Origin of the sequence: Streptomyces sp. NPDC001941 (genome assembly GCF_040296945.1) — a bacterium.
Lineage (GTDB): Bacteria > Actinomycetota > Actinomycetes > Streptomycetales > Streptomycetaceae > Streptomyces.
This window is the reverse complement of sequence record NZ_JBEOYE010000013.1, coordinates 92,386-106,925: the sequence shown is the minus strand read 5'-3', so window position 1 is coordinate 106,925 and position 14,540 is coordinate 92,386. Positions and strand designations below refer to the sequence as shown.

The window sequence follows — 14,540 nt, the reverse complement described above, 5'->3', positions numbered from 1 at the left end:
TGGGGCTCGACTACGGGGCAGTTAGCTGGTGTACGGCCTGAAGGAGGTGGCTGCCCCTATGTCAAGGGCGAGGGTGGCACGGCGGATCGCCGCGGGCGCGGCGTACGGCGGCGGGAGCATCGGACTGCTGGGCGCCGCGGCGGTGGGCGTCCTGCTCGCCGAGGCGGCGATGGCCAGGCGCTCGGTGGGCGGTTCGATCGCGCCCGTACCGCCGAGCGCCGACGGTCGGTACGGCACCGCGTACGGCGGTCTGGACCCTCTGCGGCTCGCTCTTCTGGGCGATTCCACGGCGGCCGGACAGGGCGTGCGCCGCCCCGGCCACACCCCCGGCGCCCTGCTCGCCTCCGGGCTGGCGGCGGTCGCCGAGCGCCCGGTGGAGCTGCGCAACGTCGCGCTGCCCGGGGCCCGCTCCGACGACCTGGACCGCCAGGTCTCGCTGCTGCTCGCGGCCCCCGCGGTGCCGCCGGACGTGTGCGTGCTGATGATCGGCGCCAACGACGTCACGCACCGGATGCCGCCGACCGAGTCGGTGCGCCACCTGTCGGGGGCCGTGCGGCGGCTGCGCACCGCGGGCGCCGAGGTGGTCGTGGGCACCTGTCCCGACCTGGGCACCGTGGAGCAGGTGCCGCAGCCACTGCGCTGGCTGGCCCGCCGGGCCTCCCGGCAGCTGGCGGCGGCCCAGACGATCGTGGTGGTCGAGCAGGGCGGGCGCACGGTGTCGCTGGGCGACCTGCTGGGCCCGGAGTTCGCGGCGAACCCGCGCGAGATGTTCGCGGTGGACAACTACCACCCGTCGGCCGAGGGGTACGCGACCGCCGCGATGGCCGTCCTGCCGACGGTCTGCGCGGCGCTCGGGCTGTGGCCGGAGGCGGACCGCCTGGAGGCGGACCGCGACGAGGGCATGCTGACGGTCGCCAAGGCGGCGGCCACGGCCGTCAAGCAGGGCGGTACGGAGGTCACGGGGGCCCGGGCCCCCTGGGCCCTGCTCAAGCACCGCAGGCGCCGGCGGCTGACGGCGGCCCCGGACCCGGTGGCGGAGGGGGCGAGCCCGGCCTGAGGGCCGCTCCGGGAATACCGGGGGCAGGACTGAGCGCTCGCTTAGAAAAGAGGCCCGCGTCACACGTCCCAGGCGGTGACCTCTGCTCTACGTGCAGGTAACTTCACAAAAGCCCTGCCCCCGCCCACCCGTCTCCCGGCCACCGCCCCTCAACGAGGCGCTGCGCGCCGCCCCTCCCGTCTGGAGCCCCTCATGCCCGAAGCCGTGATCGTCTCCACCGCCCGCTCCCCCATCGGCCGCGCCTTCAAGGGGTCGCTCAAGGACCTGCGCCCCGACGACCTGACGGCCACGATCATCCAGACAGCTCTCGCCAAGGTCCCCGAGCTGGACCCGCGCGACATCGACGACCTGATGCTCGGCTGCGGCCTGCCCGGCGGCGAGCAGGGCAACAACCTGGGGCGCATCGTCGCCGTGCAGATGGGCATGGACCACCTGCCGGGCTGTACGGTCACCCGCTACTGCTCCTCCTCGCTCCAGACCTCCCGGATGGCGCTGCACGCCATCAAGGCCGGCGAGGGCGACGTCTTCGTCTCCGCGGGCGTGGAGATGGTGTCCCGGTTCGCCAAGGGCAACTCCGACTCCTGGCCCGACACCCACAACTCGCTGTTCGCCGAGGCCGAGGCCCGCACCGCGGCGCGCGCCGAGCAGACCGGGACCGACTGGCACGACCCGCGCGAGGACGGCCTGGTCCCGGACGCGTACATCGCGATGGGGCAGACCGCCGAGAACCTGGCCCGCCTCAAGGGCGTGACGCGCCAGGACATGGACGAGTTCGGCGTACGGTCGCAGAACCTCGCCGAGGAGGCCCTGAAGAACGGCTTCTGGGAGCGCGAGATCACCCCGGTGACGCTCCCCGACGGCACCGTGGTCTCCAAGGACGACGGCCCCCGCGCGGGCGTCACCATGGAGGGCGTGGCGGGCCTCAAGCCGGTCTTCCGCCCCGACGGCCTGGTCACCGCGGCCAACTGCTGCCCGCTCAACGACGGCGCCGCCGCCCTGGTGATCATGAGCGACACCAAGGCCCGCGAGCTCGGCCTGACCCCGCTGGCGCGGATCGTCTCGACCGGCGTCAGCGGCCTGTCCCCGGAGATCATGGGCCTGGGCCCGGTGGAGGCCACGAAGCAGGCGCTGAAGCGGGCGAACCTGTCCGTGGACGACATCGACCTGTTCGAGATCAACGAGGCGTTCGCCGCCCAGGTGATCCCGTCCCAGCGCGACCTCGGCATCCCGATGGAGAAGCTGAACGTCAACGGCGGCGCCATCGCCGTCGGCCACCCCTTCGGCATGACCGGCGCCCGGATCACCGGCACGCTGATCAACTCGCTGCGGTTCCACGACAAGCAGTTCGGCGTGGAGACCATGTGCGTGGGCGGCGGCCAGGGCATGGCGATGGTGATCGAGCGCCTGAGCTGAGCCCCGCGGCCGGGCCCTCCGCGTCCAGGCCGTGACCGAATCTCCCCCAGGATGTGACCAATCTCCTGGGGGAGATTCATTTGCGCAGGTCGTAGCCTTGCCAGGACTAAACACCAGGCCGAAAGACCTGTCCAATTCGTGACGTTATGCACTGACAGCGGGCGAGGTCCCACGACAAGCTGAGGTAGGAAGTCGGGGGAACTATGGAACCGGGAGAACGTCAGTGAGCGCCATGTCTCTTGCCCTCCTCGTGACCACGGCCGCTGCCACGGCCGTGGGCGCCGCCGCCCTGCACGCCGCCCACGGGCTGCGCCGCCAGGTCGGGGCCCTGCGCGAGGAGCTCGTCGCGGCCCGCGAGGCCCGGGCCGCGGTCCCGCACGCCCGCGCCGAGGCCGCGGACACGGCGGAGATCCGCGCCGCCGTCGCCGAGGCGCTGGCCGAGGAGCGCGAGCGCGAGCTCGCCGAGGCCAGGGCCTTCTGGGCCGCCCAGGAGGCCCGTGACGCCGCCGACGCGCCGTCCCTGCTCGGGGTCACCGGCGACGACGCCCCCTACTTCGTACCGCGCCAGGCGGACTTCGCGGGCCTGGAGGCGCTGGGCCTGGACGCGATGGACGCCATGGACCTGGCGGAGCTCGAGGAGGCCGTGGACGGCCACGAGGGCGACTCCCCGGAGCTGGCCGCCGCCCGCCGCCGCCACCCCTCGCACCCGGACTTCGTGCCGGTGCAGACGCCCGTGGTGACCGACCACGAGCGCACCGTGTCCCGGCTGCAGGAGCTGGCCGAGACCGGCACCGCGCTCACCGACGTCCGGCCGGGCCCGCTGGGCACCCTCGACGTGTACGTCTTCGCCGACGGCACCACCCTGTGCATGACCCCGGGCCACCGCGAGACGGCCGAGAAGCTCGCCGAGGCGCTGCGCGCCGGGCACGCCCCGGTCCTGCTGGGCGGCTCCGGGGTGTCCGGCGCCTACGCGCTGACCTTCTCCTGCGGCGGGGCCGCCGAGGAGAACGTCTACATCCTGGCGGACCGCGTCATAGCCTCGCTGTAGCGTCCGCCACCAGTCGCACGGCCTCGTCCAGCTCCGCACCGGAGCCGGCCGGGGCCGTTCGCAGGACCTGCGCCAAATCGTTTCCGGCGACCACGAGTTGGTCACCGACGGCGAAGACGCCCGCGTCCGGCATGGTCCGCACGGGCTCCCCGGGCGCCTCCAGGCGCTGGGCGCGCGCGGACAACTCCCTGGCCAGGGCCAGTGCGCCGGCCGCCGTACCGCGCTGCAGACGGCTCTGCGGGGCGGCCCGCAGCCGGTCGGCCAGCCGCTCCACCGCGGCCGTCAGTCCACTCGTATCAAGCACTCCGCGACCCTATGCGCCGTCCGGGGACTGTTGCCAACGGGCGAACGCTCAGGCACGGTGCAGTGAAGGACCAGCACCGTGAGAACCGGAGGCGCCGATGTCCCAAGTCTTCTCCGAAGAGACCCATCGCAACCTGCTCTCCCGCATCCCCCATTGCACCGGTCGTGAGGTGTCCGACTGGATCCGCACCGTCGAGGAAGGCCCTTCCCTCGTGCGCTTCGAGGAGAAGGTCAGCTGGCTCCGGGGCGAACACGATCTCGCGTACGGACACGCGAAGGCGATCGTCCACGAGTACGACCTGAGGCGGGCCGCCCGCAAGCTGCTGTAGGCCCCCTCCGGCTCCCCCTCACCCGGCGACGACCGTCGCCACGACCTGGAAGGACCGGGAACACCGAGAGCACGCGGAAGGGCCCGCCCGGCGGCTGCCGGACGGGCCCTTCCCCCGCTCGCGCGGGACGTACTGCGTACTGCGCCTTACCGCGCCGGGACGACCCGCTAGTCGTCGCCCTGCAGGATCGAGATCAGCCGCAGGAACTCCAGGTAGATCCAGACCAGGGTCATGGTGAGGCCGAAGGCCGCCAGCCAGGACTCCTCGCGCGGAGCGCCGTAGGTGATGCCGTCCTCGACCTGCTTGAAGTCCAGGGCGAGGAAGCAGGCACCGAGGATGATGCCGATGATGCCGAACACGATGCCGAGGCCGCCGCTGCGGAAGCCCAGGCCGTCACCGCCGCCGAAGATCGCGAACAGCGCGTTCACGGCCATCAGCAGCACGAAGCCGAGCGCCGCCGCCATCACGAAGCCGTAGAAGCGGCGGTTGACGCGGATCCAGCCCGCCTTGTACGCCACGAGCACGCCGGCGAAGACCGCCATGGTGCCGAGCACCGCCTGCGGGACCGCGCCCGCCGTCACGTACGTCGAGACGGCGCTGGAGATCACGCCGAGGAAGACGCCCTCGAAGGCCGCGTAGCCCAGGATCAGCGCGGGGACCGGCTTGCGCTTGAACGACTGGACCATGGCCAGCACGAAGGCGACCAGGGCCGCGCCGATGCCGATGCCGTACGACTTGTTCAGGTTGGCCGGGTCGACCGGCAGCAGCAGCCAGGCCAGGACCGCGGTCACGAAGACCGTGCCGAGCGTGATCGCCGTACGGCTCACCACGTCGTCGATGGTCATCGCGCCGGAGCGGGCCGGGGCCTGTCCCGGGGCGCCCAGCTGGGCGTCCTGCTGCGCGTAGGGGTTGGTCGCGTACGGGTTCGTCGCGTACGGGTTCGTTCCGACGGCGGGGCCCCCGGCCTGCGGCTGCTGCGCGTTGAAGCCCGCGTAGCCGCCGTTGTCGCGGCTGAACCCCCGTCGCGAGAAGACCGGGTTACTGCTCCTCATCTCACTCCTCCATGGCCGCCCACTGCGGCCTTGGCTCAAGAGTAATGGGAGAGCAAAAGAAACACCCTAGTGCCTGGGGAGGATCTTCGGTGAACCGCCGCCCTCCGCACCTGCGGAGGACGTGCCCGGAGCCGGACTCGAACCGGCACGCCCACGCGGGGCAGCGAGGTTTAAGCTCGCCGTGTCTGCATTCCACCATCCGGGCTCGGCGCGCGGTCCGCGTTGGCAATGAGCCTATCCGGGACGCATCCCCCGATCAGCGGAACACTGGCCCGATGTTGTCTTATTTTATTGACGCCTGAGGGTGTGTCAGCCCAGGTCGCGAGGGTTCCGGGTGCTTTGGGAGGGGTCCGCGCCCGCAAAGTCGCGAACACGGGAATGACGGAAAGTCGCCGCCCTCCCAAGCCCGGATAAACCGGGCCTCCAACCGGTTTCGAGCGGCCCCCGCCGCGACCCCGCCGCCTCGGGGTCGCCGTCATACCTCAGGAGGAGGGCCGTCCCTCCCGGTCCGACTCCAGGCTGTCCCGGGAACGGGCACGGGGACGGACGACCCGGGCCCGTGCGGCGCAGAGGATGGAGTGGTCCCCGAGAACAGCCAGCCGACCCACAGGAGCGCCCCCTCGTGACCACCACCTCCGCCGCCTACCGCACCACCGCGGTGGCCGCCCGTGCCCAGGAGCTGTCCAAGGTGTACGGCCAGGGCGAGACCCAGGTGGTCGCCCTGGACCGCGTCACCGTCGACTTCCGCCAGGGCGAGTTCACCGCGATCATGGGGCCCTCGGGCTCCGGCAAGTCGACCCTGATGCACTGCGTGGCCGGCCTGGACAGCTTCAGCTCCGGCTCGGTGCGCATCGGCGAGACCGAGCTCGGCTCGCTCAAGGACAAGCAGCTCACCCAGCTGCGCCGGGACAAGATCGGCTTCATCTTCCAGGCCTTCAACCTGCTGCCCACCCTCACGGCGTACGAGAACATCACGCTGCCCATGGACATCGCGGGCCGCAAGCCGGACAAGCAGTGGGTCCAGCAGGTCATCGACATGATCGGCCTCTCCGGCCGCCTCTCGCACCGCCCCGCCCAGCTCTCCGGCGGCCAGCAGCAGCGCGTCGCCGTGGCCCGCGCCCTGGCCTCCCGGCCCGAGATCATCTTCGGCGACGAGCCGACCGGCAACCTGGACTCGCGCTCCGGCGCCGAGGTGCTCGGCTTCCTGCGCAACTCGGTGCGCGAGCTCGGCCAGACCGTCGTGATGGTCACCCACGACCCGGTGGCCGCCTCCTACGCGGACCGCGTGGTCTTCCTCGCCGACGGCCGGATCGTCGACGAGATGCTCAGCCCGACGGCGGACGGCGTCCTCGACCGCATGAAGGCCTTCGACGCCAAGGGCCGCACCAGCTGAGGCCTCGGCCTCCCCACGTCCGCGCCCGCCCCGGCCCCCGTACCCAGGACTGAGAAGACACCCATGTTCCGTACCGCCTTGCGCAACGTCCTCGCGCACAAGGCCAGGCTCCTGATGACCCTCCTCGCCGTCATGCTCGGCGTCGCCTTCGTCTCGGGCACCCTGGTCTTCTCCGACACCCTCTCCAACGCCTTCCGCGGCCAGACCGCCAAGGGCTACGACAAGATCGCCGTCGGCGTCACCACGTACTCCTCGCGGGACCAGAAGGAACCCGGCGTCCCCGCCGCGACCGTCGACAAGATCAACCGCCTTGACGGCGTCGCGCACGCCGCGGGCCGGGTCGACGGCTTCGCCGGTGTCGACGACGGCAAGGGCAAGCTGATCGGCTCCGGCTGGGCCAACAAGGGCGCCAACTTCGCCCCGGGCGCGGACGGCGAGGACGAGCGCTACTCCTTCGTCCAGGGCCACGGCCCCGCCTCGGCGGACGAGGTCGCCCTGGACCGGGAGACCGCGTCCAAGGGCGACTACAAGGTCGGCGACCGGGTCCGGGTGGCGACCAACGGCCCGGTGAAGGAGTACACCCTGGCCGGCGTCTACACGACCGACGACGGCGGCGTGAGCGCGGGCGGCAGCCTGGTCCTCTTCGACACCGAGGTGGCCCAGAAGCTCTACCTCAAGCCCGGCTACTTCGCGAACGTCCAGGTCACGGCCAAGCCCGGCGCCTCCGCCGACACCCTGCTGTCCGAGATCAAGCCGATGCTCCCCAAGGACGCCGAGGCCAAGACCGGCAAGGCCCTCGCGGACGAGGAGGCCAAGTCCATCGACGAGGGCATGAGCGGCCTCAAGCAGATGCTGCTCGCCTTCGCCGGGATCGCGCTCTTCGTCGGCGTCTTCCTGATCTCCAACACCTTCACCATGCTGGTCGCCCAGCGCACCAAGGAGCTCGCGCTGATGCGCGCCGTGGGCGCCTCGCGCAAGCAGATCACCCGCTCGGTCCTCCTGGAGGCCCTGGTGGTGGGCGTCCTGGCGTCCGTCGTCGGCATCGCGCTCGGCCTCGGCCTGGCGGCCGGGCTGCGCTCGGGCATGGCGGCCTTCGGCATGAAGGTCCCCGCGGGCCCGCTGGTGGTCTCCCCCGCCGCGATCGTCTCCGGCCTGGTCGTCGGCGTCCTGGTCACCGTGATCGCCGCCTGGCTGCCCGGCCGCCGCGCCGCCAGGATCCCGCCGGTCGCCGCGATGAGCAGCGTCCACGCGATCGCCACCACCAAGTCCCTGGTGCTGCGCAACAGCATCGGCGCCGTGATCACCCTGATCGGCGCGGCGGGCATCGTGGGCGGCGCCGCCATCGGCAAGGAGGGCAAGTACGTCATCGGGGCGGGCGCGTTCTTCGCGCTGATCGGCCTGATCGTGCTGATCCCGCTGCTGTCCCGCCCGGTCATCGCGCTGATCCGCCCGCTGCTCGTGAAGGGCTTCGGGGTCTCCGGCAAGCTGGCCGCGCAGAACGCGGTGCGCAACCCGCGCCGCACCGGCGCCACCGCCTCCGCCCTGGCCATCGGCCTGACCCTGGTCACCGGCCTGTCGGTGCTGGGCATCTCGGTGGGCCAGGCGATCGAGAAGACGACCACGGACAACATCCGGGCCGACTACATGATCCAGATGGCGGCTGGGGGCATGAACCTGGACCCGTCCGCGCTGACGGCCGTGCGCAAGGCCCCGGGCGTCGAGGCGGCCATGCCGCAGCAGAACACCTACGCGGAGGTCGGCGGCAGCGGCCAGACGGTCACCGCGGTCGTCCCGGGCGACCTGGACAAGGTCCTGAACGTCACCACGGTCGAGGGCTCGCTGGACTCGCTGGCCCAGGGCCGCATCGCGGTGGACCGGGAGACGGCCGGCAAGCAGGGCTGGAAGGTCGGCCAGGCGGTCCCGGTGAAGTTCGCCGACGACAAGACCGGCGAGCTGACCATCGGCGCGGTCTACGAGGGCAACGACATGCTGTCCTCGGTCGCGGCCCCGCTCTCGGTGGTCAAGGCGCACGACAGCGACCCGTACGTGCCGCAGATCCTGGTGAAGATGAAGGGCGGCGAGACGGCCGCCAACGAGCAGGCCCTGGTGGACGCGCTGGGCAAGAACCCGGCCATCAGCGTGATGGACAAGCAGGACATCCGCGACACCTTCGGCGGCATGATCAACATGCTCCTGAACATCATGTACGGCCTGCTGGCGATGGCCCTGGTCATCGCGGTCCTGGGCGTCGTGAACACCCTGGCCATGTCGGTCTTCGAGCGCCAGCAGGAGATCGGGATGCTGCGGGCGATCGGCCTCGACCGGCCCCGCGTGAAGCGCATGATCCGCCTGGAGGCCGTGGTCATCTCGGTCTTCGGCGCCCTGGTCGGCGTGGCGATGGGCACCTTCCTGGGCTGGGCGATCGGCCAGACCGTGAAGGACTCCATCCCGCACTACGCGATGGTGATCCCCTGGGACCGCATCGGCGTCTTCCTGCTGCTCGCCGCGCTGGTGGGCGTGCTGGCCGCGATGTGGCCGGCCCGCAGCGCCGCGAAGCTGAACATGCTGAACGCGATCAAGGCGGAGTAGCCGCCGCGCGGACGCACGCAGGGCCGGGACCCCGTCGGGGGTCCCGGCCCTGCCCCGTTCACCGGCCCGGGGCGTCCGTCCAGACCCGGGCGCGCAGCGCCGACCCGGAGGCGCCCCCGGCGCCCGGCTTCACCGCGAGCACCTGGTTGACGCCGATCCGGTTGCGCTCGAAGGCCAGCGCGGACGCGGCCATGTAGAGCCGCCAGACCCGGGCCCGCCCGGGCGAGGTCAGCCGGACCGCCTCGGGCCAGCGCTCCTCCAGGTTGCGCACCCACTGGCGCAGCGTCAGCGCGTAGTGCTCGCGCAGCGCCTCCACGTCGCGCACCTCGAAGCCGGCGTCCTCCAGGGTGCCCACGGTCCGGCCCACGGGCGCGAGTTCGCCGTCGGGGAAGACGTACGCGTCGATGAAGGCGTCCACGTGGTAGGCCGACTCGTCGCGCTCCGGGCGGCGCGCGATCTGGTGGTTGAGCAGCCGCCCGCCGGGCCGCAGCAGCGCGAACAGCCGGTCGGCGTACTCGCGGTAGCGCACGGCACCCACGTGCTCGGCCATGCCGATGGAGCTGATCGCGTCGAACGGGCCGTCGGACACGTCCCGGTAGTCCTGCACCCGGATCTCGATCCGGTCGGTCAGGCCCTCCTCGGCGATGCGCTTGCGGGCGTACGCGGCCTGCTCGGTGGAGAGGGTGACGCCGACGACCCGCGCGCCGTACTCGCGGGCCGCGTGGATCGCCATGGAGCCCCAGCCGCAGCCCACGTCGAGCAGCCGGTCGCCCTCGGCCAGGCCGAGCTTGCGGCAGACCAGGTCCAGCTTGTCGCGCTGGGCCTCCTCCAGGGTGCCGCCGTCGCTCCAGTAGGCGCACGAGTAGACCATCGAGGGCCCGAGCACCAGCTCGTAGAAGGCGTTGCCCACGTCGTAGTGGTGGCTGATGGCCCGTCTGTCGCGGCGCCGGGTGTGCAGCGTGCCGTTCCTGCGGCGCACCTCCTCGGGGGGCGGCGGCGGGGGCAGCCCGGGCCCGGCCAGCTTCAGCAGGGCCGCCGCGGCCGCCCGCAGCCGCGGGTCGCGCGCCGCCTCCAGGGCGCCGCGGGCCTCCCCCTCGCGCTCCCAGATGAAGCCCGCGAGCCGCTCCAGGGCCGCGTACAGGTCGCCGTCGACGTCCAGGTCACCGGCCACCCAGGCGCGCGCAAGGCCCAGCTCGCCGGGCTTCCACAGCAGCCTGCGCAGCGCCCTGCGGCGGCGGACGACGAGGACGGGGGCGTCCGGCGGTCCGGACTCGCTGCCGTCCCAGGCCCGCACCCGGACCGGGGCCGGGGCCGCCAGCAGTTCCTCGGCGAGAGCGGTCAGCCGCGACGCGGCGTCTGCCATGGCGCACACCTCCGTGGTGGTGGTCCTCCCCAGACATGCTCGAACACCATGGGAACACCGGTGGGGCGTGCGCGCAGTCCCGGTGCGCGGCAATCTCCCGGCAAAGAAGCTGCACGGGCCACGCACTTCCGGCCGCCGCGGCGCGGACCCCGGGACACGCCGAAGGGGCCGCCCGCACCACGGATGGCGGACGGCCCCTTCGGGACGTACGGGGTCCTGCTACTGCTTAGGAGGCCTTGGCCTTCTCCGCCTCGGGCTTCACCTTGGCGTCGACGGGCTTCGGGGCCGGCTTGGCGGCCTCGTAGAACTCCTCGCGCGGCGTCTCCAGGGCGCCCAGCGCCGTGATGTCGCGCTTCTGGAACATGTTGATCGTCCACTCGGCGATCACACGGATCTTGCGGTTGTAGGTCGGCATGGCCAGACCGTGGTAGCCGCGGTGCATGTACCAGGCGAGGCGGCCCTTGAGCTTGATCTTCATCTTGCCCATGACGATCATCGCCACGCCCTTGTGCAGGCCGAGGCCCGCGACGGCACCCTTGTTGGAGTGCGCGTAGTCCTTCTGCGGGAAGCCCCGCATGCCGGACACCACGTTGTCGCCGAGGACCTTGGCCTGGCGCAGCGCGTGCTGGGCGTTCGGCGGGCACCAGGCGTTCTCGACGCCCTTCTTGCGGCTCGCCACGTCCGGGACCTGGGCGTTGTCGCCCGCGGCCCAGATGTAGTCGGTGCCCTGGACCTGGAGCTTCTCGCTGGTGTCCACGTGGCCGCGCGGGCCGAGCGGGAGGCCGAAGCGGGCGAGCGCCGGGTTGGGCTTGACGCCCGCGGTCCACACGATGGTGTTGGAGTCGACCTCGAGGCCGTTGCTGAGCACGACGTGGCCGTCGACGCAGGACGGCATGGTCGTCGAGAGGAAGACCTCGATGCCGCGGGACTCCAGGTGCTTCTTGCCGTACAGGCCGAGCTCGGGGCCCACCTCGGGCAGGACCTTGTCGGCCGCGTCGACGAGCACGAAGCGCATGTCCTCGCGCTTCACGTTCTTGTAGAACTTGGCCGCGTCGCGGGCCAGGTCCTCCACCTCGCCGATGGTCTCGGCACCGGCGAAGCCACCGCCGACGAAGACGAAGGTGAGCGCCTTGCGGCGGATCTCCTCGTCGTTGGTCGACTCGGCCTTGTCCAGCTGCTCGAGGACGTGGTTGCGCAGCCCGATGGCCTCCTCGACGCCCTTCATCCCGATGCCCACCTCGGCCAGGCCGGGGGTCGGGAAGGTGCGGGAGACCGCGCCGAGCGCGATCACCAGGTAGTCGAAGGGAACCTCGTACGCCTCGCCGACGAGCGGGGCGACCGTGGCGACCTTGCGGTCCTGGTCGATGGTCGTGACACGGCCGGTGAGGATCTCTGCACCGGGCACAGCGCGTCGCAGCGGGACGACGACGTTGCGCGGCGAGATGCTGCCGGCCGCGGTCTCGGGGAGGAAGGGCTGGTACGTCATGTACGAGCGCGGGTCGACGACCGTGACGGTCGCCTCGCCGTAGCGCATCTTCTTCAGAATGCGACGAGCTGCGTACAGGCCTACGTACCCACCGCCTACTACGAGGATCCTGGGACGCTCCGTGGTGCTCATGCCATCGAGTATCCACCCCCCTGGGGACCCCCGCTCGTGCGCCCCTTCACAAGGTCCTGGACACCCTCTGCTACACTGCGCGGCCCGCGTGATCGAGGTCATGGTGCGCCAGGGGAACCACGGTGCTCCGGGGAACGTTGTTCACCGCCTGTGAGCTGGCCCGGTGAGCGGTCGGCAACCCTGAACCACCACCCCTGTTCACACCTGTGAAACACAGGCGTGGGGACCTTGTGCACATGCGAAAAGGCCCCGATGGCCCTTCCCGGGGCCGAAATCGACCTCACGGGGGTCCATCGGAGCCCTTTTCCTTGTGAAGAACTTCACGAAGTTTTCCCGACGGCGTGTCGTCGGGGTCCTCCGCGGCCCCCGTCAGGCGACCGACCAGGCGATTCCGTCGAGGATGTCGTGCTCGCTGACGACCACCTCGGACGCCCCGGCGCGCTCCATGACCTCGCGCAGGACCAGCGCCCCGGCCGCGATCACGTCCACCCGCCCCGGGTGCATCGCACCGTGCGCGGCGCGCTCGTCGTGGGTGGCGCCGAGCAGCTTCTCGCTGATGTCGCGGACCTGCTCGTAGGGGATCCGGCAGTGGTGGATGCGCGCGGAGTCGTACTCCTCCAGGCCCAGCGCGATGGCCGCCACCGTGGTCACCGAGCCAGCCAGGCCCACCAGCGTGTCCGCCTCACGCAGCGGCACGGCCTCCTCGGCCAGGTCCAGCGCGGCCCGCACGTCGGCGCGGATCGCGGCGACCTCGTCGGCCGACGGCGGGTCGTGCCGCACGTGCCGCTCGGTCAGCCGCACGCAGCCGACGTCCACGGAGCGCGCGGCGCGCACCTCGGCGCCGCCCACCACGAACTCGGTGGACCCGCCGCCGATGTCCACGACCAGGTACTCGCCCTGGCCCGCACCCAGCTCCTTGGTCGCCCCCGTGAAGGAGAACGCGGCCTCCTGGTCGCCGGAGATGACCTCGGGCTCCACGCCCAGGATCTCCACCACCCCGCGCACGAAGTCGTCCCGGTTCTCGGCGTCGCGGGAGGCGGAGGTGGCCACGAAGCGGACCCGCTCGGCGCCGTGCTCCCTGATCACCTCGGCGTAGGCCCGGCAGGCGGCGAAGGTGCGCTCCAGCGCCTCGGGGGCGAGCCGGCCGGTGCGGTCCACGTCCTGGCCGAGCCGGACGATGGTCATCCGGCGGTCCAGGTCGACCAGCTCACCGGTGGCCGGATCGGCGTCGGCGACCAGCAGGCGGATGGAGTTCGTACCGCAGTCGATGGCGGCGACCCGGGTCACTCGGACTCCTCCTTCGCCCCGCACGGGCTCACGCAGGGGCCCTTGGCCCACCACTCGGGCAGCATCGCCAGCGCCTCGTCGCCCAGCGGGTTCACGCCGGGCCCGGCGGCCAGCGAGTGGCCCACCAGGACGTGCAGGCACTTCACCCGGTCCGGCATGCCGCCGGCGCTGGGGAAGCCCTCCAGGACCTCGATGGCGTCGCGGCGGGCGATGTAGTCCTCGTGCGCGGCCCGGTAGGCGGCGGCCAGCTCGGGGTCGGTCGCGAGCCGGCCCTGCATCTCCTTCATGACCCCGTTGGCCTCCAGCGTGCCGATGGCCGAGGCCGCGCGCGGGCAGGTCAGGTAGTACGTGGTCGGGAAGGGCGTGCCGTCGGGCAGCCGGGGCGCGGTCTCCACCACGTCCGGGTTGCCGCACGGGCAGCGGTGCGCGATGGCGCGCAGGCCGCGCGGCGGGCGGCCGAGCTGGTCCTGGAAGGCCGCGACGTCCGCCTCGGTGGGCTCGGTGCGTTCGGTCTGGGGAGGGGGCGTTTTCATGGCCTGCCTACTGCTTGGTGCGTGCGCGGTTACTTGTCGGTGCGGTCGGCGCTGTCCACGCCGTCCCAGAGGTTGGAGTACCAGGGCCGGTCGGCGGCGCCCTGGTCGGGGCGGCGCTGCCGGGCGGCGTCCGGGTCGACCACGGTGTAGCCGGTCTCGCCGGGCCGCACGTAGTGCAGGTGCTCGCGGGCGAGGCGCTCGACGTAGGCGGGGTCCTGGAGCCGCGCCTTCTCGTCGCGCAGCTTCTCCACCCGGGCCGCGGCGTCGGCCGCCTGCCGCTGCTGCTCGGAGATCTCGCCCTGTTGGGAGACGTACTGCCGCATGGGGTACGCGAGGGCGACGACCAGTGAGCAGAGCACCAGGGCCAGGAACGCGGCGCGGCCGGTGAGCCGGGAGCGGTGGGCCTGGCGGCGGGTCTGCGAGCGGTAGACGCGGGCGGCGGTCTGCTCGCCGAGCAGCCGGATCCTGGTGGCCGTGGAGAACCGGTCCCGCTGCTTCACGGCCACTGCGCCTCCCCTGTTACGTGCGTACGTCCCCGCACACGGTACGGGACCG

At 72.1% G+C, this 14,540-nt stretch carries 13 protein-coding genes and 1 tRNA gene; 6 read left to right on the top strand and 8 right to left on the bottom strand.

Annotation, left to right across the window (positions count from 1 at the left end; translation table 11 throughout):
* Positions 1 to 58 precede the first annotated feature (58 nt).
* The 3 genes from ABT160_RS12815 (at position 59) to ABT160_RS12805 (ending at position 3,518) form a co-directional block, all read left to right on the top strand.
* Positions 59 to 1,057: an SGNH/GDSL hydrolase family protein gene (locus ABT160_RS12815; protein WP_351646840.1), complete on the top strand. Its 999-nt coding sequence runs from the start codon at positions 59 to 61 to the stop codon at positions 1,055 to 1,057.
* Positions 1,058 to 1,249: 192 nt separating this feature from the next.
* A complete protein-coding gene (locus ABT160_RS12810; protein WP_351646838.1) occupies positions 1,250 to 2,470 on the top strand; it encodes an acetyl-CoA C-acetyltransferase in 1,221 nt (406 codons plus the stop codon).
* A 232-nt stretch (positions 2,471 to 2,702) separates the two neighbouring features.
* On the top strand, positions 2,703 to 3,518 hold the full coding sequence (locus ABT160_RS12805; protein WP_502984216.1) for a hypothetical protein: 816 nt from the start codon (positions 2,703 to 2,705) through the stop codon (positions 3,516 to 3,518).
* Here ABT160_RS12805 and ABT160_RS12800 read toward each other — a convergent pair.
* Positions 3,502 to 3,822: a hypothetical protein gene (locus ABT160_RS12800; RefSeq protein WP_351646835.1), complete on the bottom strand. Its 321-nt coding sequence runs from the start codon at positions 3,820 to 3,822 to the stop codon at positions 3,502 to 3,504. The genes ABT160_RS12805 and ABT160_RS12800 overlap by 17 nt on opposite strands.
* A 97-nt stretch (positions 3,823 to 3,919) precedes the next feature.
* On the opposite strand from ABT160_RS12800, the gene ABT160_RS12795 reads away from it, so the two are divergent.
* Positions 3,920 to 4,150, top strand: a complete 231-nt coding sequence (locus ABT160_RS12795) for a DUF4287 domain-containing protein (protein ID WP_351646833.1) — start codon at positions 3,920 to 3,922, stop codon at positions 4,148 to 4,150.
* A 167-nt stretch (positions 4,151 to 4,317) separates the two neighbouring features.
* Here ABT160_RS12795 and ABT160_RS12790 read toward each other — a convergent pair whose 3' ends face one another.
* Both ABT160_RS12790 and ABT160_RS12785 read right to left on the bottom strand, forming a co-directional pair.
* Positions 4,318 to 5,202 (bottom strand): Bax inhibitor-1/YccA family protein, encoded by an 885-nt coding sequence (locus tag ABT160_RS12790; RefSeq protein WP_351646831.1) that lies wholly within the window; start codon positions 5,200 to 5,202, stop codon positions 4,318 to 4,320.
* Between the two features lie 122 nt (positions 5,203 to 5,324).
* Positions 5,325 to 5,407 (bottom strand) — tRNA-Leu (locus ABT160_RS12785).
* 417 nt (positions 5,408 to 5,824) lie between these two features.
* Here ABT160_RS12785 and ABT160_RS12780 point away from each other — a divergent pair.
* Both ABT160_RS12780 and ABT160_RS12775 read left to right on the top strand, forming a co-directional pair.
* Positions 5,825 to 6,595 (top strand): ABC transporter ATP-binding protein, encoded by a 771-nt coding sequence (locus tag ABT160_RS12780; RefSeq protein ID WP_351646829.1) that lies wholly within the window; start codon positions 5,825 to 5,827, stop codon positions 6,593 to 6,595.
* A gap of 63 nt (positions 6,596 to 6,658) precedes the next feature.
* A complete protein-coding gene (locus ABT160_RS12775) occupies positions 6,659 to 9,184 on the top strand; it encodes an ABC transporter permease (RefSeq protein WP_351646827.1) in 2,526 nt (841 codons plus the stop codon).
* A 58-nt stretch (positions 9,185 to 9,242) separates the two neighbouring features.
* Here ABT160_RS12775 and ABT160_RS12770 read toward each other — a convergent pair whose 3' ends face one another.
* The 5 genes from ABT160_RS12770 to ABT160_RS12750 form a co-directional block, all read right to left on the bottom strand.
* Entirely contained in the window at positions 9,243 to 10,547 is a 1,305-nt protein-coding gene (locus ABT160_RS12770; protein ID WP_351646825.1) for a class I SAM-dependent methyltransferase, read from the bottom strand.
* A gap of 226 nt (positions 10,548 to 10,773) precedes the next feature.
* Positions 10,774 to 12,165, bottom strand: coding sequence for an NAD(P)/FAD-dependent oxidoreductase (locus ABT160_RS12765; protein WP_351646823.1), 1,392 nt, complete (start codon positions 12,163 to 12,165; stop codon positions 10,774 to 10,776).
* A gap of 369 nt (positions 12,166 to 12,534) precedes the next feature.
* Entirely contained in the window at positions 12,535 to 13,452 is a 918-nt protein-coding gene (locus tag ABT160_RS12760; RefSeq protein WP_351646821.1) for a Ppx/GppA phosphatase family protein, read from the bottom strand.
* Positions 13,449 to 13,985 (bottom strand): DUF501 domain-containing protein, encoded by a 537-nt coding sequence (locus tag ABT160_RS12755; protein ID WP_351646819.1) that lies wholly within the window; start codon positions 13,983 to 13,985, stop codon positions 13,449 to 13,451. The genes ABT160_RS12760 and ABT160_RS12755 overlap by 4 nt, the downstream gene beginning before the upstream one ends.
* A gap of 29 nt (positions 13,986 to 14,014) precedes the next feature.
* The gene (locus ABT160_RS12750; protein WP_351646818.1) at positions 14,015 to 14,491 is read right to left on the bottom strand and encodes an FtsB family cell division protein; all 477 of its coding nucleotides are present in this window, start codon (positions 14,489 to 14,491) and stop codon (positions 14,015 to 14,017) included.
* Positions 14,492 to 14,540 lie beyond the last annotated feature (49 nt).

Excerpts from the sequence above, each read along its gene's own strand:
- ABT160_RS12815 (WP_351646840.1), top strand. The coding sequence starts at position 59 with ATGTCAAGGGCGAGGGTGGCACGGCGGATCGCCGCGGGCGCGGCGTAC.
- ABT160_RS12810 (WP_351646838.1), top strand. The coding sequence starts at position 1,250 with ATGCCCGAAGCCGTGATCGTCTCCACCGCCCGCTCCCCCATCGGCCGC.
- ABT160_RS12805 (WP_502984216.1), top strand. The coding sequence starts at position 2,703 with ATGTCTCTTGCCCTCCTCGTGACCACGGCCGCTGCCACGGCCGTGGGC.
- ABT160_RS12795 (WP_351646833.1), top strand. The coding sequence starts at position 3,920 with ATGTCCCAAGTCTTCTCCGAAGAGACCCATCGCAACCTGCTCTCCCGC.
- ABT160_RS12790 (WP_351646831.1), bottom strand. The coding sequence starts at position 5,202 with ATGAGGAGCAGTAACCCGGTCTTCTCGCGACGGGGGTTCAGCCGCGAC.
- ABT160_RS12775 (WP_351646827.1), top strand. The coding sequence starts at position 6,659 with ATGTTCCGTACCGCCTTGCGCAACGTCCTCGCGCACAAGGCCAGGCTC.
- ABT160_RS12770 (WP_351646825.1), bottom strand. The coding sequence starts at position 10,547 with ATGGCAGACGCCGCGTCGCGGCTGACCGCTCTCGCCGAGGAACTGCTG.
- ABT160_RS12765 (WP_351646823.1), bottom strand. The coding sequence starts at position 12,165 with ATGAGCACCACGGAGCGTCCCAGGATCCTCGTAGTAGGCGGTGGGTAC.
- ABT160_RS12755 (WP_351646819.1), bottom strand. The coding sequence starts at position 13,985 with ATGAAAACGCCCCCTCCCCAGACCGAACGCACCGAGCCCACCGAGGCG.